The sequence below is a fragment of the Neobacillus niacini genome (assembly GCF_031456445.1).
Taxonomy (GTDB): domain Bacteria; phylum Bacillota; class Bacilli; order Bacillales; family Cytobacillaceae; genus Neobacillus; species Neobacillus niacini_I.
In genome coordinates, this window is the sequence record NZ_JAVDUQ010000001.1 from 394,313 (window position 1) to 419,868 (window position 25,556).

Annotated in this window: 27 protein-coding genes and 1 other annotated feature; all 27 genes read right to left on the bottom strand. The window is 38.9% G+C overall.

The genetic code is table 11. From position 1 onward, the window contains the following. Positions 1-154: 154 nt before the first annotated feature. The 27 genes from J2Y67_RS01950 to J2Y67_RS02080 all read right to left on the bottom strand — a co-directional run bounded on the left by J2Y67_RS01950 (position 155) and on the right by J2Y67_RS02080 (position 25,434). Entirely contained in the window at positions 155-1,066 is a 912-nt protein-coding gene (locus J2Y67_RS01950; RefSeq protein WP_310169943.1) for an RluA family pseudouridine synthase, read from the bottom strand. Next, complete coding sequence (lspA, locus tag J2Y67_RS01955) at positions 1,038-1,529, bottom strand: signal peptidase II (protein ID WP_310169945.1); 492 nt, start codon at positions 1,527-1,529, stop codon at positions 1,038-1,040. The genes J2Y67_RS01950 and lspA overlap by 29 nt, the downstream gene beginning before the upstream one ends. Positions 1,530-1,605: 76 nt before the next feature. After that, positions 1,606-1,971, bottom strand: a complete 366-nt coding sequence (locus tag J2Y67_RS01960; protein WP_310169947.1) for a hypothetical protein — start codon at positions 1,969-1,971, stop codon at positions 1,606-1,608. A 283-nt stretch (positions 1,972-2,254) separates the two neighbouring features. Continuing rightward, entirely contained in the window at positions 2,255-5,026 is a 2,772-nt protein-coding gene (gene ileS / locus J2Y67_RS01965) for an isoleucine--tRNA ligase (protein ID WP_310169948.1), read from the bottom strand. Between the two features lie 74 nt (positions 5,027-5,100). Then, positions 5,101-5,340: a binding site (T-box leader), on the bottom strand. Positions 5,341-5,390: 50 nt separating this feature from the next. Then, on the bottom strand, positions 5,391-5,906 hold the full coding sequence (locus J2Y67_RS01970; RefSeq protein WP_310169950.1) for a DivIVA domain-containing protein: 516 nt from the start codon (positions 5,904-5,906) through the stop codon (positions 5,391-5,393). Positions 5,907-5,990: 84 nt separating this feature from the next. Next, positions 5,991-6,764: a YlmH family RNA-binding protein gene (locus tag J2Y67_RS01975; RefSeq protein WP_310169952.1), complete on the bottom strand. Its 774-nt coding sequence runs from the start codon at positions 6,762-6,764 to the stop codon at positions 5,991-5,993. A 33-nt stretch (positions 6,765-6,797) separates the two neighbouring features. Then, a complete protein-coding gene (locus tag J2Y67_RS01980; protein WP_310169954.1) occupies positions 6,798-7,061 on the bottom strand; it encodes a YggT family protein in 264 nt (87 codons plus the stop codon). A gap of 6 nt (positions 7,062-7,067) precedes the next feature. Next, on the bottom strand, positions 7,068-7,508 hold the full coding sequence (locus tag J2Y67_RS01985; RefSeq protein ID WP_310169956.1) for a cell division protein SepF: 441 nt from the start codon (positions 7,506-7,508) through the stop codon (positions 7,068-7,070). Between the two features lie 12 nt (positions 7,509-7,520). After that, positions 7,521-8,198, bottom strand: coding sequence for a YggS family pyridoxal phosphate-dependent enzyme (locus J2Y67_RS01990; RefSeq protein WP_310169958.1), 678 nt, complete (start codon positions 8,196-8,198; stop codon positions 7,521-7,523). A gap of 7 nt (positions 8,199-8,205) precedes the next feature. Beyond that, positions 8,206-9,024, bottom strand: a complete 819-nt coding sequence (gene pgeF / locus J2Y67_RS01995; RefSeq protein WP_310169960.1) for a peptidoglycan editing factor PgeF — start codon at positions 9,022-9,024, stop codon at positions 8,206-8,208. Between the two features lie 74 nt (positions 9,025-9,098). Then, positions 9,099-9,362, bottom strand: a complete 264-nt coding sequence (locus J2Y67_RS02000) for a YlmC/YmxH family sporulation protein (protein WP_133332509.1) — start codon at positions 9,360-9,362, stop codon at positions 9,099-9,101. A gap of 98 nt (positions 9,363-9,460) precedes the next feature. Continuing rightward, positions 9,461-10,240, bottom strand: coding sequence for an RNA polymerase sporulation sigma factor SigG (gene sigG / locus J2Y67_RS02005; protein WP_310169962.1), 780 nt, complete (start codon positions 10,238-10,240; stop codon positions 9,461-9,463). 169 nt (positions 10,241-10,409) lie between these two features. Next, positions 10,410-11,129, bottom strand: coding sequence for an RNA polymerase sporulation sigma factor SigE (gene sigE, locus J2Y67_RS02010; protein ID WP_310169966.1), 720 nt, complete (start codon positions 11,127-11,129; stop codon positions 10,410-10,412). A gap of 45 nt (positions 11,130-11,174) precedes the next feature. Further along, the gene (gene spoIIGA, locus J2Y67_RS02015) at positions 11,175-12,098 is read right to left on the bottom strand and encodes a sigma-E processing peptidase SpoIIGA (RefSeq protein WP_310169969.1); all 924 of its coding nucleotides are present in this window, start codon (positions 12,096-12,098) and stop codon (positions 11,175-11,177) included. Positions 12,099-12,352: 254 nt separating this feature from the next. Beyond that, positions 12,353-13,492, bottom strand: coding sequence for a cell division protein FtsZ (gene ftsZ / locus J2Y67_RS02020; RefSeq protein ID WP_310169971.1), 1,140 nt, complete (start codon positions 13,490-13,492; stop codon positions 12,353-12,355). A gap of 40 nt (positions 13,493-13,532) precedes the next feature. After that, on the bottom strand, positions 13,533-14,819 hold the full coding sequence (gene ftsA, locus J2Y67_RS02025; RefSeq protein WP_310169972.1) for a cell division protein FtsA: 1,287 nt from the start codon (positions 14,817-14,819) through the stop codon (positions 13,533-13,535). Between the two features lie 123 nt (positions 14,820-14,942). Next, complete coding sequence (locus J2Y67_RS02030) at positions 14,943-15,305, bottom strand: small basic family protein (protein ID WP_310169974.1); 363 nt, start codon at positions 15,303-15,305, stop codon at positions 14,943-14,945. After that, positions 15,305-16,042, bottom strand: coding sequence for a DUF881 domain-containing protein (locus tag J2Y67_RS02035; RefSeq protein ID WP_310169976.1), 738 nt, complete (start codon positions 16,040-16,042; stop codon positions 15,305-15,307). The genes J2Y67_RS02030 and J2Y67_RS02035 overlap by 1 nt, the downstream gene beginning before the upstream one ends. 53 nt (positions 16,043-16,095) lie before the next feature. Then, a complete protein-coding gene (locus J2Y67_RS02040; RefSeq protein WP_310169978.1) occupies positions 16,096-16,806 on the bottom strand; it encodes a DUF881 domain-containing protein in 711 nt (236 codons plus the stop codon). Continuing rightward, positions 16,803-17,573: a cell division protein FtsQ/DivIB gene (locus J2Y67_RS02045; protein WP_310169980.1), complete on the bottom strand. Its 771-nt coding sequence runs from the start codon at positions 17,571-17,573 to the stop codon at positions 16,803-16,805. Before J2Y67_RS02045 ends, J2Y67_RS02040 begins: the two co-directional genes overlap by 4 nt. Before the next feature lie 231 nt (positions 17,574-17,804). Further along, on the bottom strand, positions 17,805-18,704 hold the full coding sequence (gene murB, locus J2Y67_RS02050) for a UDP-N-acetylmuramate dehydrogenase (protein ID WP_396954029.1): 900 nt from the start codon (positions 18,702-18,704) through the stop codon (positions 17,805-17,807). Positions 18,705-18,772: 68 nt separating this feature from the next. Further along, positions 18,773-19,876: an undecaprenyldiphospho-muramoylpentapeptide beta-N-acetylglucosaminyltransferase gene (murG, locus tag J2Y67_RS02055; RefSeq protein WP_310169984.1), complete on the bottom strand. Its 1,104-nt coding sequence runs from the start codon at positions 19,874-19,876 to the stop codon at positions 18,773-18,775. A 136-nt stretch (positions 19,877-20,012) separates the two neighbouring features. After that, the gene (gene spoVE, locus J2Y67_RS02060; RefSeq protein WP_396954030.1) at positions 20,013-21,077 is read right to left on the bottom strand and encodes a stage V sporulation protein E; all 1,065 of its coding nucleotides are present in this window, start codon (positions 21,075-21,077) and stop codon (positions 20,013-20,015) included. A 108-nt stretch (positions 21,078-21,185) separates the two neighbouring features. Beyond that, on the bottom strand, positions 21,186-22,538 hold the full coding sequence (gene murD / locus J2Y67_RS02065) for a UDP-N-acetylmuramoyl-L-alanine--D-glutamate ligase (protein ID WP_310169988.1): 1,353 nt from the start codon (positions 22,536-22,538) through the stop codon (positions 21,186-21,188). Next, positions 22,539-23,513, bottom strand: coding sequence for a phospho-N-acetylmuramoyl-pentapeptide-transferase (mraY, locus tag J2Y67_RS02070; protein WP_310169991.1), 975 nt, complete (start codon positions 23,511-23,513; stop codon positions 22,539-22,541). A gap of 1 nt (position 23,514) precedes the next feature. After that, positions 23,515-23,970: a hypothetical protein gene (locus J2Y67_RS02075; protein WP_310169993.1), complete on the bottom strand. Its 456-nt coding sequence runs from the start codon at positions 23,968-23,970 to the stop codon at positions 23,515-23,517. Between the two features lie 3 nt (positions 23,971-23,973). Then, entirely contained in the window at positions 23,974-25,434 is a 1,461-nt protein-coding gene (locus tag J2Y67_RS02080) for a UDP-N-acetylmuramoyl-L-alanyl-D-glutamate--2,6-diaminopimelate ligase (protein ID WP_310170248.1), read from the bottom strand. Between the last annotated feature and the right edge of the window lie 122 nt (positions 25,435-25,556).

Consider the following 25,556-nt stretch of genomic DNA (forward strand, 5'->3'; position numbering starts at 1 on the left):
AAAAAAACCTCCCGCTATGTTCGGCGAGAGGCTGACAATTCTGAAATTAGGTATTATCCACCTAAGTCAAAAACCGCTACCTTCTCAGCCTCACAGGACTGATTTAAAGGTCATATTCAACTGTTGTTATCTTACAATACTTTTTATAATCGTGTCAACGATTATTTCGCAAATGTTCCAGCAGCCGCTCAAAATCATCCGGCAACGGTGCTTCAAATTCTAGATATTCCTTAGTCCTTGGATGAACAAAACCAAGCACCCCGGCGTGTAATGCCTGTCCGTCAATATCAAGAGTTTTTTTCGGTCCATATTTTGGATCTCCCGCCAGTGGATAGCCGATGTATTTCATATGGACACGAATTTGATGTGTTCTACCAGTTTCTAATTGACATTCGACTAAGGTAAAATCTTTGTAACGTTCAAGCACATGGAAATGGGTGACCGCATGTTTACCATCATCTACCACTGTCATGCTTTGGCGATCCTTTGGATCCCTTCCAAGCGGGGCATCAATTGTACCGAAATCATGTGGGATAACGCCATGAACAATCGCTTTATATTTGCGGGTTACCGTTTTTTCGACTAACTGATTTACTAAGTTTTCATGCGCCATATCGTTTTTCGCGACCATTAATAGACCGGATGTGTCTTTATCAATGCGATGAACAATACCAGGGCGCAATACTCCATTGATACCGGATAAATCCTTGCAATGTGCCATAAGGCCATTTACTAGGGTTCCAGTTAAATGACCTGGCGCAGGGTGGACAACCATCCCCCGGGGCTTATTTACAACCAAGACATCTTTATCCTCATAATCAATATCTAAATCCATTTCCTCTGGAACCATATCGAGTGATTCCGGGTCTGGAATCGTTATTTCAATATGATCGTTTACCGCACATTTGTAATTTGTTTTCACCACTTGTCCATTAACTAGGACATTTCCGTCCTTAATCCATTGCTGGACCTGTGTTCTTGACCATTCTTCATCAAGTGCTGAAATCACTTTATCAATACGGTCGCCCTTTTGTTCCTCAAGAATGGTGTGTTCCATTTTCTCCATAAGATTTCTCCTTTGATTCTCTCTCATCACGCAGCATCGAAATCATTAATAAAATTACACCGATTACTAATGCCGAATCTGCAATATTAAATACCGGAAAATTATAGCCAAAAATAAAGGTATGAATAAAATCGACAACTTCCTTCCGAATCACTCGGTCAATAAAATTCCCGATTGCCCCTCCCAACATGAAGGAAAGGGAAATTCCCAGCAGCCATTTTCCTTTAGCTGCTTTTTGCAGGTAATAAATTAAAGCAATAATAACAACCAAGGTGATAGCGTAAAATAGCCACATCTGCCCTTGTAAAATACCCCATGCAGCGCCTCGATTTCTGTGGGAGGTAATATAAAGAAAATTTTCAATAATGGTGATGCTTTCGCCAAAATGCATTTTACTTACAATTAGCCACTTCGTAATTTGGTCCAATACAATAACAAAAATCGCAATTAAGTAATAAAACACTAAGAAATACCTCCACATTTAACATTACTTCCTTAGCATTTTAGCATAACGAATGGCGAAACGACAATGTGATGGATTAAAAAGAGGAATTTATCGGTTTTTTATAAAATTTAGCCAAACACTCTGAATCCTTTGTTGACTTTAACGTGGGGATTAATTGTAATAAATCGTCCGGTAATAATTCACCGGATATTTCACATTGACCATACAAACCTTTTCTCATTTTTTCCATGGCCAAATTAATATCTGCAAGTTCATCTTCCAAAATCGCGGTAATCCATTCTTGCTTGCTCTTGTTCTTTAAGGAATGTTCAATTTCTTCCTTTGTTTGACGGAGTTCCAAAAACAGCTTTTCCTGCATGGCATTCATAGTTGTTACCTCCGCTTTCATTAATGTTTCCTTATTATCCTCCGTCGGTTTAAAGCTGACTCGGATAAACATTTGACATCAACAACAACAATTAACGGAGAAGGAAAAATTTAAAAGCGGAAGCGCCTTCGGAACAAGCACAGCTTGTTCCTGCGATGATTATTCTAAGGAGCTTTCCTTGGTGTTCAGCCCCGACAGCTGCTTGCGGACCTGACGGTGAAGTCGTACTTTGACTTCATCGTCAGGTCCGAAGCGACCTAGGAAAAAAGCAGTTCATTTTTTCCCTCGAGGGGCTAGGCGCTGGAGCTAGATAAATTATAAAACCCCGTATTCTTATAAATACGGGGCATTAACATTAGGCTAAATGTGTATAATTTTCTTTTACAACTTCTGCACAGCGCGGACAGAGTGTTTTATGCTCCGGATCCTGACCGACTTCTTTTGAAACAACCCAGCAACGTTCACAAGTCTCACCTTCTGCTTTGATGACAACAATGGCTGCATTATCCAGTTTAAGAGCATTTTCCGGAGCATCCTCTACAGAACCTGCTACTTCAAAACCGGAGACAATAAATAACTGCTGTAAGTTTTCCTGAATCGAATCTAAAAGAGCCTGCGTTTTTTCATTTACATAAAGTGTAACTTTTGCCGTTAATGATTTTCCAATTACTTTTTCATTTCTAGCTTCTTCAAGCGCTTTTAAGACATCATCGCGTAGCTTCATGAAAGAATTCCATTTTTCTTCCAATCCCTTTGCGTTTGGATAATCTACGTATTCTGGAAGATCTGTCAACTGAACGCTTTCTTCCTTAACATCAGGGATAAACTTCCAAACCTCATCTGCAGTATGGGAAAGAATCGGTGAAACCAATTTAGTTAAAGCAACTAATGACTCATACAAAACAGTTTGGATGGCACGGCGTTCATGATTGTCTTTTGCCTCAATATAAAGAACATCTTTCGCAAAATCCAAATAGAATGCGCTCAAGTCAAGTGTACAGAAATTATTTACCGCATGGTAAATACCGGAAAACTCATAATTTTCATATCCGTTTCGGACATTTTTAATTAGTTTATTTAATTTGACAAGCATAAATTGGTCCACTTCTCGTAGGTTTTCAAAAACAACCTTATCAGTAGCTGGATTAAAGTCTGCTAAGTTTCCTAACAAGAAACGGAACGTATTACGGATTTTTCGGTAAACCTCTGCTACCTGTTTCAAAATGGCATCAGAAACACGAACATCAGCCTGATAATCAACTGAAGCTACCCATAATCGTAAAATATCGGCGCCAAGTTGATTCATTACCTTTGATGGAAGAATTGTATTTCCTAATGATTTACTCATTTTCCGCCCCTCTCCATCAAGGGCAAATCCGTGACTTAGAACCCCTTTATAAGGAGCCTTGCCTGTAACAGCAACTGCCGTGGATAAGGAAGAGTTAAACCAGCCGCGATATTGGTCAGAACCTTCAAGATAAAGGTCTGCCGGGCGGACCAAATCTTCTCTTTCAAGTAACACTGCTTGATGGGAAGATCCGGAGTCAAACCAAACATCCATAATATCTGTTTCTTTTGTAAACGTACCGTTCGGGCTGCCAGGATGGGTAAATCCTTCAGGAAGCAGCTCTTTCGCTTCACGTTCAAACCAGACATTTGAACCTAATTGACGGAATAATTCCGATACATGATTAATGGTTTCATCCGTGATGATTTCCTCGCCATTTTCTGCGTAAAATACTGGGATTGGTACACCCCAGACACGCTGGCGGGAAATACACCAGTCGCCGCGGTCACGTACCATATTAAATAGACGAGTTTCTCCCCAGGCAGGAACCCATTTGGTTTCCTTAACCGCTTCAAGGAGTTCTTTTCGGAAATCTTTAATCGAAGCAAACCATTGGGCAGTAGCACGGAAGATGACCGGTTTTTTCGTTCTCCAATCATGCGGATAGGAGTGTGTAATAAATGAAAGCTTCAGAAGTGCTCCTTCTTTTTCTAAAGCTTCACCAATCGGCTTATTCGCTTGATCGTAAAATAATCCTTCAAAACCAGGAGCATCACTTGTCATATGCCCTTTATCATCCACTGGACAAAGGACCTCTAAACCGTATTTTTGTCCGACATAGAAGTCATCTTCCCCATGACCTGGTGCAGTATGAACGCATCCTGTTCCGGCATCTGTGGTAACATGCTCTCCTAACATGACTAAGGAATCACGGCCATATAACGGATGTGCTGCGATGATATTTTCTAATTCAGCACCCTTTATTTTTTGAACAACAGATACATCTTCCCAGCCAATTTCTTTTGTTACTGCCTCTAAAAGAGCATCAGCTACTAAGTATTTGTTTCCGTTGGTTGATACAACCACATAAACTAAATCAGGGTGAACGGAGATTCCCAAGTTTGCTGGAATCGTCCATGGAGTTGTTGTCCAGATAATAATTTGTGTATCGGTATCAAGTACACCTTTGCCGTCCTTCACCTTAAAACCAACATAAATAGAAGGTGAACGTTTGTCTTGATATTCGATTTCCGCTTCAGCTAGAGCAGACTCACTGGATGGGGACCAATAAACAGGCTTGAGACCTTTATAAATATAGCCTTTTTTCGCCATTTCCCCGAATACTTTAATTTGTTGTGCTTCATACTCCGGTTTCAGGGTGATGTATGGGTTTTCCCAATCACCGCGGACGCCAAGGCGCTTAAATTGAGTCCGTTGGTTATTAATTTGTTCTAAAGCATATTCAGTACATAACTTTCTGAATTCTGCAACGGTCATTTCTTTCCGTTTTACCCCTTTATTAGTTAACGCCTGTTCGATAGGCAGACCATGTGTGTCCCAGCCCGGTACATATGGTGCATGAAAACCACTCATTGATTTATAACGAACAATAAAATCTTTTAAAATTTTATTAAGAGCATGCCCCATATGGATATCTCCATTTGCATATGGAGGACCATCATGAAGGACAAATATTGGACGTTCTTTTGTCCGTTCCTGTACTTTTGCGTAAATATCGAATTCTTCCCATTTTGATTGAATATCAGGCTCTCTTTGCGGAAGATTTCCCCGCATTGGAAACTCGGTCTTTGGCATTAATAACGTATCTTTATAATCCATTTTTTCTTCCTCCAATAAATCTTACTATTGAACATATTAGACTATTTTTGCAATAAAAAAACCCTCTCATCCCAAATAGGGACGAGAAGGTTTTATTCCCGCGGTACCACCCTGATAGACAAGTACTTTTAAGTACTTATCCGCTTAACCATTCGTAACGTGAATCACACGCCAAAGCCTACTTTCCTAAAAAGGGGTTCGACCTGGGACTCAAGGGTGATCTTCCAACTTTTCAACTTTACCGGGCTTTCACCCTCCCCGGCTCGCTAGAAAAAGCATCTGAAAAATTGTACTGTCCCTTTCATCGTCATTGTCCAAACTATTTAATCTGTTAGAAAATTATATGCTATTTTCGTAAGATTCGTCAAGCTAATGAATCTTCTTCTTCGTGAACTTTTAGCTCTGTTGCATCAATTTCATACTCTAATAAATGATCCCAATCATCTGTGTTCAACATATCAAGCTGGGCTTCAATCAGCATTTTAAATCTTGTGCGGAAGACTTTTGACTGTTTTTTCAAATCCTCGATTTCCATTGCAATTTTTCTTGCTTTGGATAGGGACTCATTTACAATCCGGTCGGCATTTTTCTCAGCCTCTTTAATAATCAGCTTCGCTTCCTTTTGCGCACTGCGTTTAACTTCTTCGCCCGCTTCTTGGGCAATTATAATCGATTTATTTAATGTTTCTTCAATATTTACAAAATGGCTTAAGCGCTCATTCATTTCATTCAAACGTTCTTCCAATTCCTTTTTCTCGCGAAGTACCAACTCGTAATCCTTTATCACTTGATCAAGAAATTCATTTACTTCATCTTCATCGTAGCCTCGAAAACCTTTATTAAATTCTTTATTGTGTATATCTAACGGCGTTAAGGGCATGATGCCACCTCCATCAATCAATAAGTCTGTATGTATAAAATTAATAATTCGACAAGGTTTTCAATTTCCCTGCTAAAATTTCATTTATTTTTGTTTCCCAACATGTATTCGCCATTTTTCTTTCTTTGTTTTACCATCAATTGACAAAATTTTCACTCTGCCATGTCCACGGACCGAAATTAAATCGCCTGCATCACATTCAAACGAAGGGTTTTCCGTTAACGTCCAGTTCACCTTAACCAATCCTTGTCCAATCAGCAGTTGTGATTTTTGCCTGGATAAATGATGAATTCCGGAAACAACTGTATCCAACCGTAAAGAAGAAACAGTCGTTTCAGTTTCCACCCATTCATCCTTAGAAGAAATGGCTTTCTCTAATTCCATTTCCTTTAATCTTACGGTAGCGCGCCCAATGGATTGCAGATTCATTTTAATATATTCACCAATTTCTTTTGAAGCAAAAAATTGAACTCTCTCATCTTCAAAAAGAATATCTCCAAATTTCCCACGCTTCAATCCCAATGACATTAACGTTCCTAACACTTTTGGATGTTCAATGGTTACAAATTTACCGGGGTACTCAATTTCAAATAAGGCAATCTGGAAATCATCGGGATTTTCCGAATAATAATCTGGAATAATTAATGCTCTTTTTCTTTCCACTCCGGAATTCCCGCCAAAAAGACGGTATTGAATCGAGCCATTTTCCCCAATCAGCATCTTTAAAATATGTTGTTCTCTCGGATCAAGAAAATCTGTCAGCCTAGGAGAATACAATGATTCCACATAATCCTTCCAATGTAATACCTGATCGATAAATTCCCGTTCTTCGGGCCGAAAATGCTGATAAATATTCATAGCCGTCTCCTTACTTCGCCTAAAAACCCGAAATTAACCAATCCAGCTTTGCAATGCACTTAGGCCAGCGGGAGCATAATAAAGAACGAAAAATGCGGCCAATGGGGATATATCCATCATGCCGATTGGCGGGATAATCCGTCTGAACGGTTCAAGAAACGGTTCACAAATTCGTGCAAGAAAAGAACCAATCTGCGAGCTACTCATATTTGGGAACCAAGACATTAAAATATAAATGATTAGAATCCAGCGATAAATTCCGATTAAATCAATTAATAGTGTAAAAATTAAATCCATTTTCGCTTACCACCTCGTATCTTGGAATTCTTTTCCGTTCATCAATGCTTCTGTAATATTACCTGACACTTCTACATTATCAGGTGTGCATAAAAAAATCTTGTCTCCGACTTTTTGAATCTCTCCGCTGATGGTATAAACTGCACCACTTAAAAAATCTACAATTTGTCTTCCCTGTTCATTATCAATCCGCTGCAGGTTAACGACAACGGCACGGCGGTTTTTTAAATGGTCGGCAATTTCCGTCGCTTCTGAATAGGTGCGCGGTTCGACGAGTACAACCTTTGAAGACTTTTGTACACTTTGCAAGCTTACTACATTTTGAGGTTTAGCAGGTGGTTTTTGCTGTCTGACAGGCTGCACTTCTTCTACATATTCCTCATCTTCGTTTTCATCATATTCCTCATCCAAAAAGAAAAATGTTTTTAATTTTGTTTTTATGCTCATCACAATCCACTCCTAACCATCTTCGCCGACTAGTGCTGTTCCTATTCTTACCATTGTTGCTCCCTCTTCGATTGCAATTGTAAAATCATTGGACATTCCCATCGAAAGCTCATTGCAAGGGGCATACTCCAGTTGAAGTTCCTTGATTTGGTTCCGCAGCTGCCTTAACCCGCGAAAACAATTACGAAGCACGCTATCATCCTCTGTTAAAGGGGCCATTGTCATTAAGCCCTCAACCCGAATGTTTTCTAATGGCTGCAGCTGTTTAATAAATTCAATTGCTACTTGGGGAGTTAACCCATGTTTTGATTCCTCTTGTGAAATATTCACCTGAACAAGGCATTTTACTGGTTTCACCGCACGTTTATTAATTTCCTGTGCCAATGAAAAACGGTCCAATGAATGGATATATTCAATTTTATCGATAACATTTTTTACTTTTCTTGTTTGCAAGGTTCCAATGAAGTGCCATTTAGGCTTGTCCCCTAACACTTCCCATTTCGAAAGGAGTCCCTCATCACGGTTTTCACCAAGATTCAAGATCCCAGCCTCGACTGCTTCCGTCGCTCTTTCTATACTTACATATTTCGTTACGGCAATTAGTTTCACTTCTTCGGGCTTTCGATTTACTTTTCGACATGCTTCTATGATCTGTTCTGTAATATGTTCAAGCTTTGCTGCCACTTTCATGAACGTTTCAACTCTCCTTCCAGCCAATAAAACTCATCATTCTTCCTGACCGTCCCTTATCACGACGATGGGAAAAAAATTCCCCCTCGTCGCAACTGGAGCATAATCCGGTTAAAAGAATATTTTGATCTGGTACACCTGTTTTCATCAAGATTTGCCTGTTCACTTCCCGCAAATCCAAATAATATTGACCTTTATTTACTAAATTATATGGTTTTTTTTCGACATCATCTAGTGCTTTTACTACAAAATCAATCACCCGGTCATCTACAATATAACATTTTTTACATATAGATGGTCCAATAGCCACAAAAATTTGATTCGGGTTTATTCCTTCCTTGTTAAATGCTCGGATCATATGGGAAGCAATTCCATTTACGGTTCCCTTCCAGCCAGCATGTGCGGCTCCAATTAAACGTTTCTCCGGTGCAATAAAAAAAAGAGGGACGCAGTCTGCAAAACAGAGAGTTAATAAAATCCCCTCTTCATTTGTATAAAAACCATCTGTCGCTTTAAAGGAATGTTCATAGGCGTCAGAACCTTTTCCCCGAGCTGCCTTTGAGATCTTTTGAATTACAATATCATGTGTTTGTTCAGCACCAACCCAATGGTTCAAAGGGAATTGGAGCAGATCAGCTACCTTCTCTCTGTTTGAACACACATGTACTGGACTGTCACCAACGTGAAACCCCATGTTTAGCTGCTCATATATCCCTTCTGAATCCCCGCCATTTTTAGTCGTGATACCGGCAACTAAACCGGGGAATTTCTCCATCCAGCTTTGTATGGTAAAAAATGATTGATTTCCTTTGACAAATGGTTCCATTCTCTAACCTCTTCTTTTCCTATAGTTTAACATGAATAGCAAAATTGGTCACCGCAAGGATATTGGGTGAAATTTTAAGCTTCATCAGATATTTTTTCCTCAAAGCCTTTATAACGAACCAATATTACATCTTGACCAATTTTGATAATATTCTTCCAAGGAATCACAATGTCTTGGTCCTTTCCAAAAAGGCCGAGAACCCTGCCGCTCCCACTAATGACTACTGCCTCAATTCTTCCGGTTGATAAATTAATTTCAATATCCCCTATATTCCCTAGCCTTTTTCCATCCGAAACATTGACAACATCTTTTATTTGAAAATCAGAAATTTTTACCATTCTTATTCACTCCCATTTTTCTATATACTATAAAAAATATATGATGAAAAAATGAGATTTATTTTAAATAAACAATAAAAGCTGCCCAATTGGACAGCTTAGTTTTGGATGTTTTTATTCATTTGTCGGATTGCGGCTTTCTCTAAACGAGAAACTTGGGCTTGAGAAATTCCAATTTCGTCGGCTACTTCCATCTGTGTCTTACCTTGGAAGAACCTTTTTCTTAAAATTAATTTTTCGCGGTCGTTTAACCTGCGCATACCCTCTTTTAAAGCAATCTCTTCTATCCAGTGGATGTCTTTATTTCGTTCATCGCTTAATTGATCCATTACATAGATTGGGTCGCCCCCATCGTTATAAATCGGTTCAAAGAGAGAAACTGGATCTTGAATCGCATCCAGTGCGAAGACAATTTCTTCATGGGGAACTTCTAATACCTTCGCTATTTCTTCAGCTGTTGGTTCCCTTGAAGTTTCACTCATAAGACGTTCTCTGACCTGCAGAGCCTTATAAGCAATATCCCTAAGGGACCTGGAAACACGAATCGGATTATTGTCTCGTAAATACCGACGAATCTCTCCAATAATCATAGGTACTGCATAGGTGGAAAACTTTACATTCTGACTTAAATCAAAGTTATCAATGGATTTCATTAGTCCGATACAGCCGACTTGAAACAGGTCATCAACAAACTCGCCCCGATTGTTAAACCGTTGAATCACACTTAACACGAGTCTTAAATTTCCGTTGACGAGCTTTTCACGGGCAGTTAGTTCGCCCTCTTGCATTTGCTTGAAGAGTAATCTCATTTCTTCGTTTTTCAACACTGGAAGCTTTGATGTGTCCACACCGCAAATTTCAACTTTATTTCGAGTCAATCCTTTTTCCCTCCTCACAGGAGTTGCTGTACAAAAAACAGTATCTCCTCGGGAAGGAAAAATATGCACTTTTCCTTGGCAGCTGATTGACCCTAAATGATCCAAAATCGTGCTTACGTCCTGAAATTCTTAGCTTTTTTCCTTAGAAAAATTTTCTTTTTTTCTAAAATTAAACCATTTTGTTGAACTCTTTTCTTAATCTTTTGATGATTCTTTTTTCCAGTCTCGAAATATAGGATTGAGAAATCCCCAGCATATCTGCCACATCTTTTTGCGTTTTCTCTTCTCCGTTTGTAAGACCAAAGCGAAGTTCCATGATTTGCTTTTCGCGATCGGTTAACTGGTGGAGAGCTTTAGTTAAAAGCTTGCGGTCCACATTTGCTTCCAAATCCTTTGTGATGATATCATCATCTGTCCCAAGTACATCTGAAAGTAATAATTCATTTCCATCCCAATCAATGTTTAATGGTTCATCAAAGGAAACCTCTGACCTGATCTTATTATTTCTTCTTAAGTACATCAAAATTTCATTCTCAATACATCTCGAGGCATATGTAGCAAGCTTAATTTTCTTTTCAGGGTTAAACGTATTGACTGCTTTAATTAAACCGATGGTACCAATACTGATTAAATCCTCAATATTAATCCCCGTATTTTCAAACTTTCTTGCAATATAGACAACAAGTCTGAGGTTTCGTTCAATCAAAATCGAGCGCGCTGCCTTATCTCCGCCAGGTAATTTTTTTAAAAGCAGCTCTTCTTCATCCTTACTTAATGGAGGAGGTAATGCTTCGCTTCCGCCAATATAAAATACTTCGTCCGTTTTAAATCCTAATTTGATTAATAGTTTATACCAGTAATAGGATAAGCGTAGTCTCCATTTTTTCATGCAAGTTCCTCCTTCTAAAAATATGTTTTTCTGAGTATAGTAATATTAACTTACTTTCTCTGATTTCCCTGGCTGTCTAGGTCCAGTAAGCATTTTTGGATGGACAATGCATTGAAAAGCATCATCGGGAGAAAGCTCTTGCATAGTAAACGATACAAGACCCTTTTCACAAAGAAAGCAATCACCGTTTTTCTCAATTAAAATAGAGTCTGGCTTTACCGCCATAATCAGTTGATGCTCTTGTCCAACCACCCGAAAAGGAATAATTCGAAGCTTGTTCTGCCATTCTGAAGGAAATTCTTCCTCTCCCATTAATAAAGTCTCCGTGTTAGCTGCCATCCGCTTGATTGGTTCTGACATGACTTCCATTTGATTTTTAATTGAGATAAACATAACGGGAAGCCTGGTTAAAGGATCATACAATTGATTTCCACTATCCACCAATCCTTTGAATTCATAGGTCTCAGAATTGATTTTAATGTTGACACAAACAATTTGGTCAAACTGAATCTTGGTCATTTCCATTCCTTCTACATTCTTCTTTGAAAAATGCCAAGCAATAGGGAACCCGATAAAGACAAACAGCCAGCTTATTGGATCTCCAAATCCCTTAATTCCTGCAAGCAGGATGGAATCTGTTTGCAGAAAATAATGCGCCCCGATCAGTGCACCCCCAATTAAAAACGTACAAACATATAATGTCATTAATGCTTTAATAAAAAAGACCAGACGTTTATATCCAAACGTGGCAAGTATCATCAAAACCGAAAAAAGAAGTTTTGTAATCGGATGGTTTGAATAGGCATGTACGGGTGTAAATGATAATAAGATGATCAAGGAACCGATAAATCCACCAGATAACAACCTCCATAACCGAATCTTTCTCTTTAAAAAAATCGCTGTTAAATATAGGAGAAGACTATCAAATAAAAGGTTTAGGGCCCAGATTACATCTAAATAAACAACCAAACAGCTTCCCCCTTCATTGATTCCTCCAAAAGTAAACTGAACGCTCTTTATACTTCTATTATTCTGTTTTTATCTTGTTTAGGAAAAAGTATAACCCACATAGAGCGATGAAGTGTGTCACTTTCTGTAAACAAAAAAGAAGAAATTTTCACTATATGTCAGGAATTTTGTCGCATTTTTCCAGTAAAAATTTAAGAAAAAAGAAAAGGCACAGTCCATCATAATATGGACTGTGCCTTTTCTTTTAAAAAAATCTATCTTCTACGATTCCGATTTCTTAAGAAGGTTGGAATATCTAAAGCTTCTTCTTGAGAACCATTTGCATTTGTATTTCGAACTGGCTCTTGCGGTATTTCTTCACGCTTTGGTTCTCTTTTAACTGTACCCATTGGCGGTTTAGCCTGTCCAAATGAAGGGCGAGCCGCTTTCGGCTGAATGACTTCCTCATTGAATCCGGTAGCGATGACGGTTACGATAATCTCATCTTTTAGATTATCATTAATAACAGATCCGAAAATCATGTTTACCTCTTGGTCAGATGCTGTTGCAACAATATCAGCAGCCTCTTGAACCTCGTATAAGCTCAGGTTTGAACCGCCGGTAATGTTCATCAATACACCTTGTGCTCCATCAATGGATGTTTCAAGTAATGGAGAACTAATCGCTTTCTTTGCAGCCTCAGCTGCACGGTTTTCACCAGCTGCAATACCGATACCCATTAATGCAGAGCCTTTATTTGACATGATCGTTTTTACGTCTGCAAAGTCCAGGTTAATCAATCCAGGAACCGCAATTAAGTCAGAAATACCCTGAACACCTTGACGAAGTACATTGTCTGCCTCACGGAATGCTTCCAGCATTGGTGTGCTTTTATCAACAATTTCTAAAAGACGGTCGTTAGGAATTACAATAAGAGTATCTACTGCTTCCTTCATTGCAGCAATTCCCCCGGATGCTTGTGAAGAACGTTTTTTTCCTTCAAAGGTAAATGGGCGTGTTACTACACCTACCGTTAATGCTCCAAGCTCACGGGCAATTTGTGCAATGACGGGCGCCGCTCCGGTACCTGTTCCACCGCCCATTCCTGCCGTTACGAACACCATATCCGCTCCGCGTAAAGCTTCTTCTAATTGTTCTTTGCTTTCTTCAGCAGCTTTCTTACCTACTTCAGGATTGGCCCCGGCCCCTAGACCTCTGGTCAATTTTCCGCCAATCTGCATTTTCACTTCTGCCTTGGAAAGATTTAAGGCCTGTGCATCTGTATTAACAGCGATAAATTCAACGCCTTGTACCCCATGTTCAATCATACGGTTGACTGCGTTATTTCCGCCCCCGCCAACACCGATTACTTTTATTGTCGCAAGAGAATCTAAATTGGTATCGAACTCTAACATGACAAATCCTCCTAATTCGTCGATTTTCCTTTTCGTATGCTTATTCGAAAAAGTAACCAAGGATTTTTTTTACTTTTGATGACATCTTTTCTTCTGGTTGCTTTTCTACCTTTGCTTTTGGCTGTTGTTGTTGTTTTGGGACTTTCTTTTCGATCGGTTCCGAAACCGGCGATGGTGCAGCAACAGTCCCCCCTGGTAATCTAGCATTCTTGTAAGCATATTTGATTAAACCAACCGCTGTTGTATATTGAGGCTCTCTTACTCCAATATAATCAGGCAAAGCTATGCGAACTCTATTTTGCAATATCACCTGGGCAAGCTCCAGCACGCCTTGCATATTTGCGATTCCACCGGTCAACACATACCCTCCAGGCAAATCATTAAAGCCTTTCCGTTTCATTTCATGTAAAATCAAATCAAAGATTTCTTCCAATCTTGCTTCGATTATGTCAGAAATTTCAAGCTGGTTAAATTGTTGATGCTGATCGCTTCCAATTATCGGAACACTAAATACTTCATCTTCTGAAGCTTCATCATAGAAAGCATGTCCATGCTTAATCTTAATTTTTTCTGCATCCTCCGTGGAGGTGCATAAAACCTTTGAAAGGTCATTTGTAATATGATCTCCGCCAACCGGTAAGACACTGGTTGATTTCAAATGGCCTTGTTCAAAAACTGCCAAGGTCGTAGAACCCCCGCCAAGATCAATTAAGGCCACTCCTAGATTTTTTTCATCCTTTGATAAAGCAAATGAACCCGCAGCAAGCGGCTGAAGGGTGATGTCTAGTATATCCAGACCGGCCTTCTCCACACATCGGAGTGTATTATGCAAAATGGTTTTAGACCCTGTTATGATAGTCCCTTCCATTTCTAAACGGACACCAATCATACCGCGCGGGTCATTGATTTCATCAAGTCCATCAACAATAAACTGTTTGGAAACTACCCCGATGATTTCTCTTTCGGGCGGAATGGAAACTACTTGTGCCGCATCAATCACCCTTAAGACATCATCATTGGTAATTTCCCGATTCGGACTAGAAACGGCCACAACCCCATGGCAAGGCTGAAGCATAACATGATTCCCCGTTATTCCTACAATGACCTGCCTGATTTCCATCCCAATCATTCTTTCTGCCTGCTCTATCGCTCTCTTTATTGAATGAACGGTTTCATCTATATCTACAATTGATCCTTTACGTAAACCTTCTGATTTTACATTACCAACACCAATTATATTTAATGAGTCATTGACCATTTCACCAATGATAACTTTTACACTGGATGTACCGATGTCAAGACTAACATATATTTCATTGCTGTTCATTCTTTGGCACCTCCTTTAGCATTCCTTCAGTCGAACAACAATTTTATTTTGTTCAAAAAAAGATTTCAATACATATCTTACTAAAATTATTCGTCACAACTAAATGATTCCCTTTAAAATTCATCAATTTTTTTCTAATTTTTCTTTGCTAGATGACCATTTTGCGATTAAAATTCGTCGAATAACAGCAATATTTTGAAACAACCTGACTCCAAAGGCAAATACTGCTGCTAAATACAAGTCTACACCAAGATGGACACCTAGAAAAGCTAAACTTGCAGCGAGAATTATATTAAAAAAGAAACCTGAAACAAAAACTTTTTCATCGTAAATATTTTGCAGGTTTGCCCTAATTCCACCAAATAATGTATCCAAAGCTGCAAGCACAGCGATCGATAAATAATTTGAATATTCTTCAGGGATTCGAATGTCAGTAAACAACCCGAGAACAGTCCCAATGATTAATCCAAGTATGGGAAGCCACATTACTTATTGCCTCCTTCATTTCCTTTAACCGGCTCCATATAACGAATTCGAATTGGATTTTCATAGGCGGGAACCGTCACTTTTGTTTTGGGTGATGACACCGTTAATCTTAAATTTTCAATATAAAACTCTTCAATTGATTTGGAAACCTTCATTCGATTATACAGTTTTCCCGCAGTATCGATACTATCTGCGACTACCTTTACCTCGATTGGCAGGCTATTAATGGTATGTCCATCCATTTTTGTTTGGCCATTAATATCACGAATAACGGTGGTATTAATTACTCTTTGTCCATCAATTGAGACATATTTCGCCTCATACATATTTAATTCATTCAGTAATCTTTGCAGAAGATCTGGAGAAACGACCTTTGTCACAGGAGCCCCTAATTCAATTTCTTCAAGTGCAGGTTCAATTTTCAAGGTAATTCCGGGGCCTGCTACCTTTGTTAACCCGGCTTCAATCTTTAACTCATTTAATGTGCCTTTTAGTACCTGCTCCTTACCCTGCTTTCGTTTCGATTCATAGGCGGCTAATTTTTCCTCATTTGAACGAATTTCACTTAAAAGAGTGGACTGCAATTCCTTTTCCTTTAACAAGGCTTCACGAATCTCCCAAATATCTCTTGTATCACGATCCACCGGTTTTTTTATTGTTTGAAATTGAATCGCAATCATAAAACCGATGATAGCCATAATCAATGTAAAGCTAAAGTTTTTTGTCGGTTTGTCCACTTTTTTCACCTAACCCTTTTAAAATATTAAAATGTGGACATACTCTTCATCTTCTAGTTTCCTAGAATCGGATTCAAGGTAATTTCATCTTCTTGTTCAAGGCTAAAAACAATATTATCATTTACAAGCTGATCCTTTACCCCACCGGTAAGATTTAATGCGGCAGTTAGCACTTCAGGGTCTCCGATGGCTGATATCACAAATGGTGCCGGGTGCTGCACACCATCCACTGTGATGACAGGACCATTGCAATTAATGTAAGAATGGCTTGTCAGCCTTTGCCCATTGATGGCAATTGCCGCAGCACCGGAAATGTATAATTCATTTACAACTTTAAATACATGAAATTCATGGACTAAATAATTATTAACATTGACCACTTTAGGATCATAGGCACCATCCGCCAGAGTCACTTTGACTCCTTTGCCTTTCACCTTAACACTACCTAAAAACATCCGGTATTTCTCCGCATCCTCAGCAAGGTTATAAAAAGTTCGCGCTTCCTTTGAAAGGTCTTTTTCATTTTCAAGAACCCTATTTTGCTTTAAAGCTAATTCCTTTTCGAGTTTTCTGTTTGTTTCCTTTTGTGCATTCAACTGGTTTCTTAAATCAAGGGTTTTCTCCCATTGCTGGTCTGAAAGCTTTTTCGTATCACTCATGTGTTCCTTTTGAGTTAAATGATAGGAAAAGGCAATCATATACCCGAGCACCAGACACACAAGGGATAAGATGACATGATTACCCTTGACCTTTATCCTCTTCACTTTTTTTGATCCTCCGTCTTTGTATCATATGCCTTGAAATAAGAGCCTACTTCTAAGTCAATCACACCCTTTTTATTTGGGTCTAATTGGCTGACGATTGAAGGATAATGAACCATTTTTTCTGAAAAACTTCTTAGGGTTGCACTAACTTCAAAACCATCATTCATAAATAAGGAGATATGATATTTATCTGTTTTTTTCGGAGTATAGTGGATTTCAGATATGGAATTTACGATTTCGGCGGGAATACCTTTCAGTCCATCAACCATTTCATTTAAAACATCACCTTCTTCGAAATCAAAAAGAATGGGTGAATTATTCGGAATTTCTTTTAACCATTTCCCTTTAAGTATTTTCCCATTTTCCATAACAGGATAATAGGAGCCTTCTTTTTTTAGATAAGCAATTCGGTTATGTTCTTGGATGGTAATAAAAACAGTGTTGGGCCATTGAATTTTAACGTCCGCCTTTTTAACTTCTGAAAGTTCCTTTAACTTCTTGGAAATTTCCTTGCTCTTAACCTTCCATATATTCGTATTTTTCGTGACCCCAGTTTTTTTTATAATTTCCTTACTGGAATATAAATCATTTCCTTTTACAGAAATCTGTTTAATATGGCTTAATGGTGATTGCATATAGGCAATGGCTGCAATTAATGCAAAAAACAGAAATAGCAGTAGAATAAGCCTTCTGTTTGCTTTTCGCCGTCTTTGCTCTTTTAACTTAGGTATTCTGTCCTCTAAAGCAACAATTTTACCTTTATCCATTCCTTTCCCCCCGTCAAAAGAACAATCTTACGCTTGTCCCCAAAAATAGCCTAAGAAATTTCCGAGGATTTGCTTCTTAAAGTGAAAACAACGGCACGAATAATCATGCCGTCATTCATTTTCTTCCGTTTTTTATTTATGATTAGTAATTATATCACAATATTTGTCATTTGGACGAAAAATTAGTGTTAGAAAAGGGCAATAAATTTTGGTATTTACCCACCCACTTTTCTATTTTCGTCCGATAATTTCAACTTCTGTTTCCATTTTAATTTCATATAGGCTATAGATAGTGTCCTTTACATATTGTATTAAAGCAAGAACATCGCCTGCTGTTGCATTACCTGCATTTACAATAAAGTTTCCATGCATTTCAGAGATTTTGGCCCCGCCGATGCTATACCCCTTTAATCCAGCCACTTCGACTAACTTACCGGCATAGTTTGGTAGAGGATTTCGAAAAATACTGCCCGCGCAAGGAAAATTCCATGGCTGTGTTTCTTTTCGGTAATCCTTATTTTTTTGCATCTGCGAAACAATGCTAGTTTTTACGCCCGCTTCCATCTGGAAAGCAGCCTCTACCACAATTCCCGGACGTTTCTTTTGCAGTACAGAAGTTCGATAGGTAAATTCCATTTCTTCGTTTGAAAGCCATTCCATCGTTCCATTTTCGAATAAAATTAGGGCTCTCGTTAATATTTTACTAATATCCGATCCATGTGCACCTGCATTCATATACACTGCCCCACCGACAGACCCTGGAATTCCACTTGCAAATTCAAGACCGGTTAAACCCATTTTGCTAATTTTTGTGGCTAAGCTTACGAGTGAATAGCCTCCGCCGACTGTAATCTCAGATCCGTTTATAGTAAGCTGATCCAATCCGGAACCTAACTTAATTACAACACCCTCAATTCCCTTATCAGAAACTAAAAGATTGGAACCACGTCCTATCGCTCTCCATGGCAATTGGTACTTACGAACTAATTCCATTACTTTTTTTAAATTTTCAGTTGAAGAGGGTTCAATAAACAAATCTGCAGGACCGCCAATTTTGATGGTGGTATGGTTTGACAGCAGTTCATTTTGCTTTACCTTTCCAATATTTAATTCTTTCAATTGTGTGATCATTCCGTCCACTATATCACCCTGACTTTCTAAACCTTATTTATTCAATTTATGCTAAAAGTGAATTTGGGCTACCTTTGTTTTTCGTTTGTCAATTTTTTTATCAAATCATAAAGCCTGTTAGCCGAATCTGGAACGCCGATTTTCTTCGCTTTTTCCTTCATCTCTTTTAGTTTTTCCTTGTTTAACAAAATCTGGTCAATGCTCTCGACAAGACTTTTGTTATTCAAATCTTTTTCCAGCAATATTTGTCCTGCCCCATTTTCACTCAATGATCTTGCATTCTTTTCTTGATGATTATTGGTAACATACGGACTTGGGACAAGAATACTTGGAACCCCAAGTGAAGTAAGCTCTGCTAACGTGGTAGCACCTGCCCTGGAAACAACTAAATCAATTCCTGCCAGTACTTCAGGCATATTATGGATAAACGGCTTAATGATAACATTGCTGGGATTACCGATTAACTCTACTTCTTTTTTAACATCTTCATAGTGTACATCTCCGGTTATATACAATACCTGATACAATTTACTGCCAAAATCAGATAAGGATTTGACAACTGCATCATTAATTGGTTTTGCACCACGGCTGCCACCAAAAATAAGTACGGCTGGTGTTGTTGTACTTAAACCAATGGATAAACGCCCCTTCACTCCATCTTGACCAATCACTTCTGAGGCCCGAGGGTTTCCGGTGAAAACAACTTTATCTAAAGGAAAATATTCTTTCGCTTCATCAAAGCAAATGGCAATTTTATTTACATATCGGCTTAAAAATTTATTGGTCAAACCAGGAACACTGTTTTGTTCATGAATGATGGAGGGTATTCCAAGTTTGGCTGCAGCATATACAACTGGACCACATACATATCCGCCTGTTCCAATCACAACGTCCGGCTTAAACTCCTTTAGTATCTTTTTACTATCTCTCGTTCCTTTGAGGAAGCGAAAAATCGTTTTAATATTTTCAAAGGAAATTTTTCTTCGAAACCCGGTGATATGAATCGATTTAAAAGGAATGTTTTCTCTTGGGACAAGATTGCTCTCTAAACCATTTTTCGTTCCTATGTATAAAAATTCCGCATCTTTTGTCTGTTTTTGAATTTCTCTGATAAGGGCGAGAGCAGGATATATATGTCCTCCCGTTCCACCGCCGCTGACAACGATTTTCATAAATACACCTCATTAAAAATGGCTAACTACCTAATTACCTTCCTCATTCTACTATAAAAATCTATAAAATAAAGCCATTGATAAAAGAATGTTATGTAAATGTAAAAAAATACCCTGTTTTCAAACAGGGCATTGATTAATACCTTGAATAACGGCTTATATTAAGAAGTACACCGATTGCCATTAACATTAAGGTCAAGGAAGATCCACCGTAACTTAAAAATGGCAGTGTGATGCCCGTAACCGGCATCAGTCCTGTTACTACTCCGATATTGATCATGACTTGAATGGCAACCATTGCAATAATTCCAATGGCTAAGAAGCTTCCGTACAAATCTGGAGCACCCAGCGCAATTCGAATGCCTCTCCAGAGGAGCAATGCAAAAAGCAATAAGATAAAGGAACCACCGATAAACCCAAGTTCTTCAGAAAGGATTGCAAAGATAAAGTCCGTTTGCGGTTCCGGCAAGTAGAAAAACTTTTGCCGGCTTTGACCAAGCCCCAATCCAAACAAACCGCCCGGACCAATCGCGAGGAGCGACTGGATAATTTGAAAACCACTTCCGAGCGGATCCGACCATGGATCCATGAAAGAGGTAATCCGCTTAATCCGATAAGGAGCCGACGCAATAAGGCCAACGAATCCGGCTACACCCAGCAGCCCTAAAAAAGTAAAGTGGCTAATTCGGGCACCGGCAACAAAAATCATCACAACACAGGTTCCCATCATTACAGTTCCCGTACCAAGGTCCGGCTGCAGCATAATCATGGCAAAAGCAATAAATGCAAGCCCGAGTGACGGAATAAGTCCTTTTTTGAAGGAAGTAATGAATTTTTGCCGTTCAGATAAGTATTTTGCCAAAAAAGCAATCATCGCTAGCTTCATAAATTCTGAAGGCTGAATCGAAAATGCGCCTACCCCAATCCAGCTTCTCGAACCGTTTCGAACATTCCCAATCCCAGGTATCAAAACAAGGACCAATAAGACAAAACAAACGATTAATATCGTCTTTGCCCATGTTCTCCATGTCCAGTAATTGATGTTCATAATAAAAAACATCGCAGCGATTCCGACACCTGCAAAAAGAGTTTGTCTTTTTGCAAAGAAGAAGGAATCATGAAATTTATATTCTGCCATTACAGCGCTGGCACTGTAAACCATTATCAGCCCAATAGCAAGAAGCGTGAAGGTTACAATCATTAAAATAAAGTCAGGGGTTGTTCTCTTTGTCGGCACCACTAAACACCTCAACTACCAGTTTTAGGGCTTAAAGTGATCCAGAAGGAGAACCCTAAGTTGGACAAGCCCTTACTTAAGCTTATGCACCGCTTCGATAAAAATGTCTCCCCTAACTTCAAAAGTTTTATATTGATCCCAGCTGGCACATGCAGGAGATAACAAAATTACATCACCTGATTCAGAATGCTGATAGGCCTCAGGCACGGCTTCTCCAACATTATCGACACGCTTGATTATTTTTATTCCCGCCTCTTTTGCTACACGTTCAAGCTTAGGTGCGGTTTGACCAAATGTAATTAACACCTTGACATTCTTTAAATAAGGTATCAGTTCATCAAATTCATTTCCTCTGTCCAAACCGCCTGCTAATAAAATAACTGGAGACTTGAAAGCAGCCAAGGCATTTACAGTAGCTAAAATATTAGTAGCTTTTGAGTCGTTATAAAATTTGCGTCCGTTAATTTCACTTACGTACTGAAGACGATGTTTTACGCCTGTAAATGTTTTAAGTACTTCTTGAATAGAGTGATTATCCACCCCAGTAAGCTTTGCTGCGGCAAGTGCTGATAAGATATTTTCAAGATTATGTACACCCGGCAGGGCGATATCCTTCACCTGCATCACTTTTTCACCGTTAAAACAAATCCATTCATGCGAAAGATAGGCACCTTCTGATAATTGGCCTTTTGTTGAAAATGGAATTATTTTAGCTTTGGAATGACGGGCAATTTCCATTGTATCTTCTTGATCATAATTAATAATTAAAAAATCGTTTTCTGTTTGATTTCTTGTTATATTTGCTTTTGCCTTGATATATTCTTTTCTTGTTCCATGGTAGTCCAAATGGGCATCATATATATTGGTAATAATCGCAATTTTAGGGGTGAAAGTATCAATCCCCATTAACTGAAATGAGGATAACTCAATTACAATCGTATTGTCTTTTGTTGCCTCTTCCGCTACACCTGATGCCACTGTTCCAATATTACCGGCAATCAGCGGCTGTTTTTTTCCTTCATTCAACATTTCAAAACAAAGAGTTGTAGTCGTCGTTTTTCCATTTGTACCAGTAATTCCAATAAATGGTGCCTCGGAAATTTGGTACGCAAGTTCAACCTCCGTCTGGACCGGGATCCCTTTTTCAAGAGCCCCTTCAATAATTGGATTGGTATAAGGGATTCCCGGGTTTTTGACAATTAGTTCAAACCCTTCATCAAGAAGCTCCACAGGATGGTCACCGCAAATAACCTTAATCCCTTCTTCTAACAATCCACGTGCTTCAGGGTTTTCCGATAATGGCTTTCGATCGTTTACCGTTACAAACGCCCCAAGCTTATGTAAGAGTGCAGCAGCAGTCACCCCGCTTTTTGCAAGTCCGAGAACAAGAATTTTTTTATGACGATACGTTTCAATCTGTTTCACTTACAACCACACCTCGATATAGATTCCAAGAATCGCTAAAATTAGTCCAACACTCCAAAAAGTAACAACAACCCGCCATTCGGACCAGCCAGCTAACTCATAGTGGTGATGCAACGGGCTCATCCGGAAAATCCGTTTCCCGGTTGTTTTAAAGGAAATGACTTGAAGTATAACCGATAAGGTTTCAATGACAAATACTCCGCCGATAATAATGAGCAGAATTTCAAGCTTAGTCAAAATGGCAATAGCCGCAATTGCACCGCCAAGTGCAAGCGAACCGGTATCTCCCATAAAAACCTTAGCCGGGTGAGCATTAAAAACTAAAAATCCTAAAACGGCCCCAACAATCGCAACGGAAAATATCGCTACTTCCACCTGTGATTGATTCCATGCCAGTACAGCATATGCCCCAAAAGCAATCGCAGCAGTACCAGATACTAATCCATCAAGTCCATCCGTTAAATTGACTGCATTGGAAAAACCAACAAGCCAAAAAATAATGAAAAAGACATAAAACCAGCCTAAGTCAAAGGAGTAATCTCCAAAAGGCAAAGTAATTTCTGTCGGATAGCCATTTTGTTTATAAACAAAATAAAAAATCACTGAAATAATGATTTGCCCTAAAAGTTTTTGTTTGGAGGTTAACCCTAAATTCCGCTTTAATACCACTTTGATAAAATCATCGAGAAAACCAAGTAAGCCAAAGCCAAACGTCACTAGTAAAAGTAAATAGGTTTTTACTGTTGGCGCAGAAAACTTTCCGGTCATCACTAAAGTAGTAATAATAATGGAGAATAAGATCATAATTCCGCCCATTGTAGGCGTACCCGTTTTCTTTTGATGGGATTTCGGGCCCTCTTCACGAATGCTTTGTCCAAATTTTAACCTTCTTAAGAAAGGGATAAAAATGGGAGAAAGCAATACAGAAATTAGAAATGACATGATGATCGTAAATAAAATCACTTGCTCCAGCATTTTATCCCCTCCTTCCTTGATAAGCTTCATTAAATTTATCTGCTAATTTATTCAGCATCACTGCAATATCATATGTTTGTTTATTTTTGTTAAGAAGTTCTATCTTTACTAAATCAAATTTTGTTATATTCATTGTCTTTTCTGTTTCTCCATCTAATTTATCTATATATTGTTGTAGGATCCTCCGCACAGCTTCCCCCGGATCTTCCACAAGAAAAATTGGAAAGTGATTCGGAGTATAGTGCGGCAGTTTTTTTTCTTTATGCCAAATCGCAGCAATTGCCCCATTGGCAAGTGCCTCTTTTAGTTCACCTGACTCTTTACTGAGCGGTACAAAAATCCCTTTTGGCTGGATTGCATCTGCTTGGTCCGTTAGGGTATTAAAAGTAAGTGTAGGTTCATGTGTGCCCCGGACCTCATGACTGAAATTGGCAACATCATTATAAACTAAATACATCTCCTATCTCCCCTTGATTGCATCTCGAGCAACAAGCCGGTCATCAAAATCATACACTTTGCTTCCAATAATTTGATACGTTTCATGACCTTTACCGGCAATAAGAATAACATCACCTTCAGATGCACGGTCAACTGCTGCTTCAATTGCCTTTTTTCTGTCCGGTATTACCTCAAATCCTAAACCTTGTACCCCGGAAACCATATCATGAAGGATAGCCATAGGATCTTCACTTCTTGGATTATCTGATGTAAATATCGGATCTGTTGCATATTGGCAGGCAATTTGAGCCATTAATGGTCTTTTCGTGCGGTCACGGTCTCCCCCACAGCCAACCACTACGAATATTTTTTTTCGGGCAAACTGACGAACTGTCTTCAAAACATTTTCCAAACTATCCGGTGTATGGGCATAATCTACGATGATGGTAAAGTTTTGACCCTTATCAACTAGTTCAAACCTTCCCGCTACTCCTTTAATACTTTGAATGGATTGGATGATTTGAGATATTGGCACACCTGATACGATTGAGGCTGAAACACTGGCTAACACATTATAAACATTGAATTTTCCTAAGAGCTGAATTTTAACCGGGTGTCTGTCCTCGTTGATGATTAAATCAAAGGTTGTGCCAAAGGACTTCATTTGAATATTTTCCGCCCGGATATCTGCATGGTTGTTAATCCCATATGTAATGACATGCGCAGCTGTGGATTTTTCAAACAATACCGAAGCAGGTTCATCTGCATTCAGAATGGCGAATTTCGGTTTGTTTTTTTCAAAAGTATTTCCGAGTTGTGAAAATAGTAAGCATTTTGCACGGTGATAATCTTCCATAGTTTTATGATAATCAAGATGATCCTGGGATAGGTTCGTAAAAACCGCAACATCATAATCACAGCCGTGCACCCTTCCGATATCTAAAGCATGTGAAGAGACCTCCATAACAGCTAATTCAACACCAGCCTCAACCATTTGCTGAAAGTTTTTTTGCAGTGTCAGACTATCAGGGGTTGTATTTTTGGTTTCGATTGTCCTGTCCCCAATCTTTGTATACATTGTCCCAATCAAACCTGTTTTCTGACCCGAATCTGCAAAGATTTTTTCAATTAAATGGCTGGTGGTGGTTTTTCCATTTGTTCCAGTAATGCCAATTAAATGCATTTTTTTCGATGGCTGCCCATAAAAAGCATCGGCAAGAACGGCCATTGCGCGGGTAGTATCCTTTACTAAAATGATCGGAATATCAAGCAGGAGCATTTTTTCAGCCAAAATAGCAACCGCACCATTTTTAACGGCAGCTTCTGCATAATCGTGTCCATCCACGGTGTACCCCTTGATACAAATAAATAAGCTTCCCTTTTGCACCTTACGGCTATCATTTTCAATTGAAATTATTTCCGGATTTGCTCCCGAATATGGGACTAATGAATGCAAATATTCAAGTAGATTTAACAGCTTCATTTTCACTCAAATCCTCTCATGACCAGGAAGTACATGGCTTGCGCTTTTCTTATTTTACATGAAATTAAAACCAAATTCCATTCTACCATTAATTGCAGCGGAAAAATAGGCGGCAGAATACA

What these genes read in the sequence shown, in the direction of transcription:
- J2Y67_RS01950 (WP_310169943.1), bottom strand. Translation starts at nt 1,066, where the DNA reads ATGGAGAAAATGGAACACACCATTCTTGAGGAACAAAAGGGCGACCGT.
- J2Y67_RS01960 (WP_310169947.1), bottom strand. Translation starts at nt 1,971, where the DNA reads ATGTTTATCCGAGTCAGCTTTAAACCGACGGAGGATAATAAGGAAACA.
- ileS (WP_310169948.1), bottom strand. Translation starts at nt 5,026, where the DNA reads ATGGATTATAAAGATACGTTATTAATGCCAAAGACCGAGTTTCCAATG.
- J2Y67_RS01970 (WP_310169950.1), bottom strand. Translation starts at nt 5,906, where the DNA reads ATGCCCTTAACGCCGTTAGATATACACAATAAAGAATTTAATAAAGGT.
- J2Y67_RS01975 (WP_310169952.1), bottom strand. Translation starts at nt 6,764, where the DNA reads ATGAATATTTATCAGCATTTTCGGCCCGAAGAACGGGAATTTATCGAT.
- J2Y67_RS01980 (WP_310169954.1), bottom strand. Translation starts at nt 7,061, where the DNA reads ATGGATTTAATTTTTACACTATTAATTGATTTAATCGGAATTTATCGC.
- J2Y67_RS01985 (WP_310169956.1), bottom strand. Translation starts at nt 7,508, where the DNA reads ATGAGCATAAAAACAAAATTAAAAACATTTTTCTTTTTGGATGAGGAA.
- J2Y67_RS01990 (WP_310169958.1), bottom strand. Translation starts at nt 8,198, where the DNA reads ATGAAAGTGGCAGCAAAGCTTGAACATATTACAGAACAGATCATAGAA.
- pgeF (WP_310169960.1), bottom strand. Translation starts at nt 9,024, where the DNA reads ATGGAACCATTTGTCAAAGGAAATCAATCATTTTTTACCATACAAAGC.
- J2Y67_RS02000 (WP_133332509.1), bottom strand. Translation starts at nt 9,362, where the DNA reads ATGGTAAAAATTTCTGATTTTCAAATAAAAGATGTTGTCAATGTTTCG.
- sigE (WP_310169966.1), bottom strand. Translation starts at nt 11,129, where the DNA reads ATGAAAAAATGGAGACTACGCTTATCCTATTACTGGTATAAACTATTA.
- ftsZ (WP_310169971.1), bottom strand. Translation starts at nt 13,492, where the DNA reads ATGTTAGAGTTCGATACCAATTTAGATTCTCTTGCGACAATAAAAGTA.
- ftsA (WP_310169972.1), bottom strand. Translation starts at nt 14,819, where the DNA reads ATGAACAGCAATGAAATATATGTTAGTCTTGACATCGGTACATCCAGT.
- J2Y67_RS02030 (WP_310169974.1), bottom strand. Translation starts at nt 15,305, where the DNA reads ATGTGGCTTCCCATACTTGGATTAATCATTGGGACTGTTCTCGGGTTG.
- J2Y67_RS02045 (WP_310169980.1), bottom strand. Translation starts at nt 17,573, where the DNA reads ATGGATAAAGGTAAAATTGTTGCTTTAGAGGACAGAATACCTAAGTTA.
- murB (WP_396954029.1), bottom strand. Translation starts at nt 18,704, where the DNA reads ATGATCACACAATTGAAAGAATTAAATATTGGAAAGGTAAAGCAAAAT.
- murG (WP_310169984.1), bottom strand. Translation starts at nt 19,876, where the DNA reads ATGAAAATCGTTGTCAGCGGCGGTGGAACGGGAGGACATATATATCCT.
- spoVE (WP_396954030.1), bottom strand. Translation starts at nt 21,077, where the DNA reads ATGATTGTAACCTTCACGCTTCTTGCTATTGGGCTGATAATGGTTTAC.
- mraY (WP_310169991.1), bottom strand. Translation starts at nt 23,513, where the DNA reads ATGCTGGAGCAAGTGATTTTATTTACGATCATCATGTCATTTCTAATT.
- J2Y67_RS02075 (WP_310169993.1), bottom strand. Translation starts at nt 23,970, where the DNA reads ATGTATTTAGTTTATAATGATGTTGCCAATTTCAGTCATGAGGTCCGG.
- J2Y67_RS02080 (WP_310170248.1), bottom strand. Translation starts at nt 25,434, where the DNA reads ATGAAGCTGTTAAATCTACTTGAATATTTGCATTCATTAGTCCCATAT.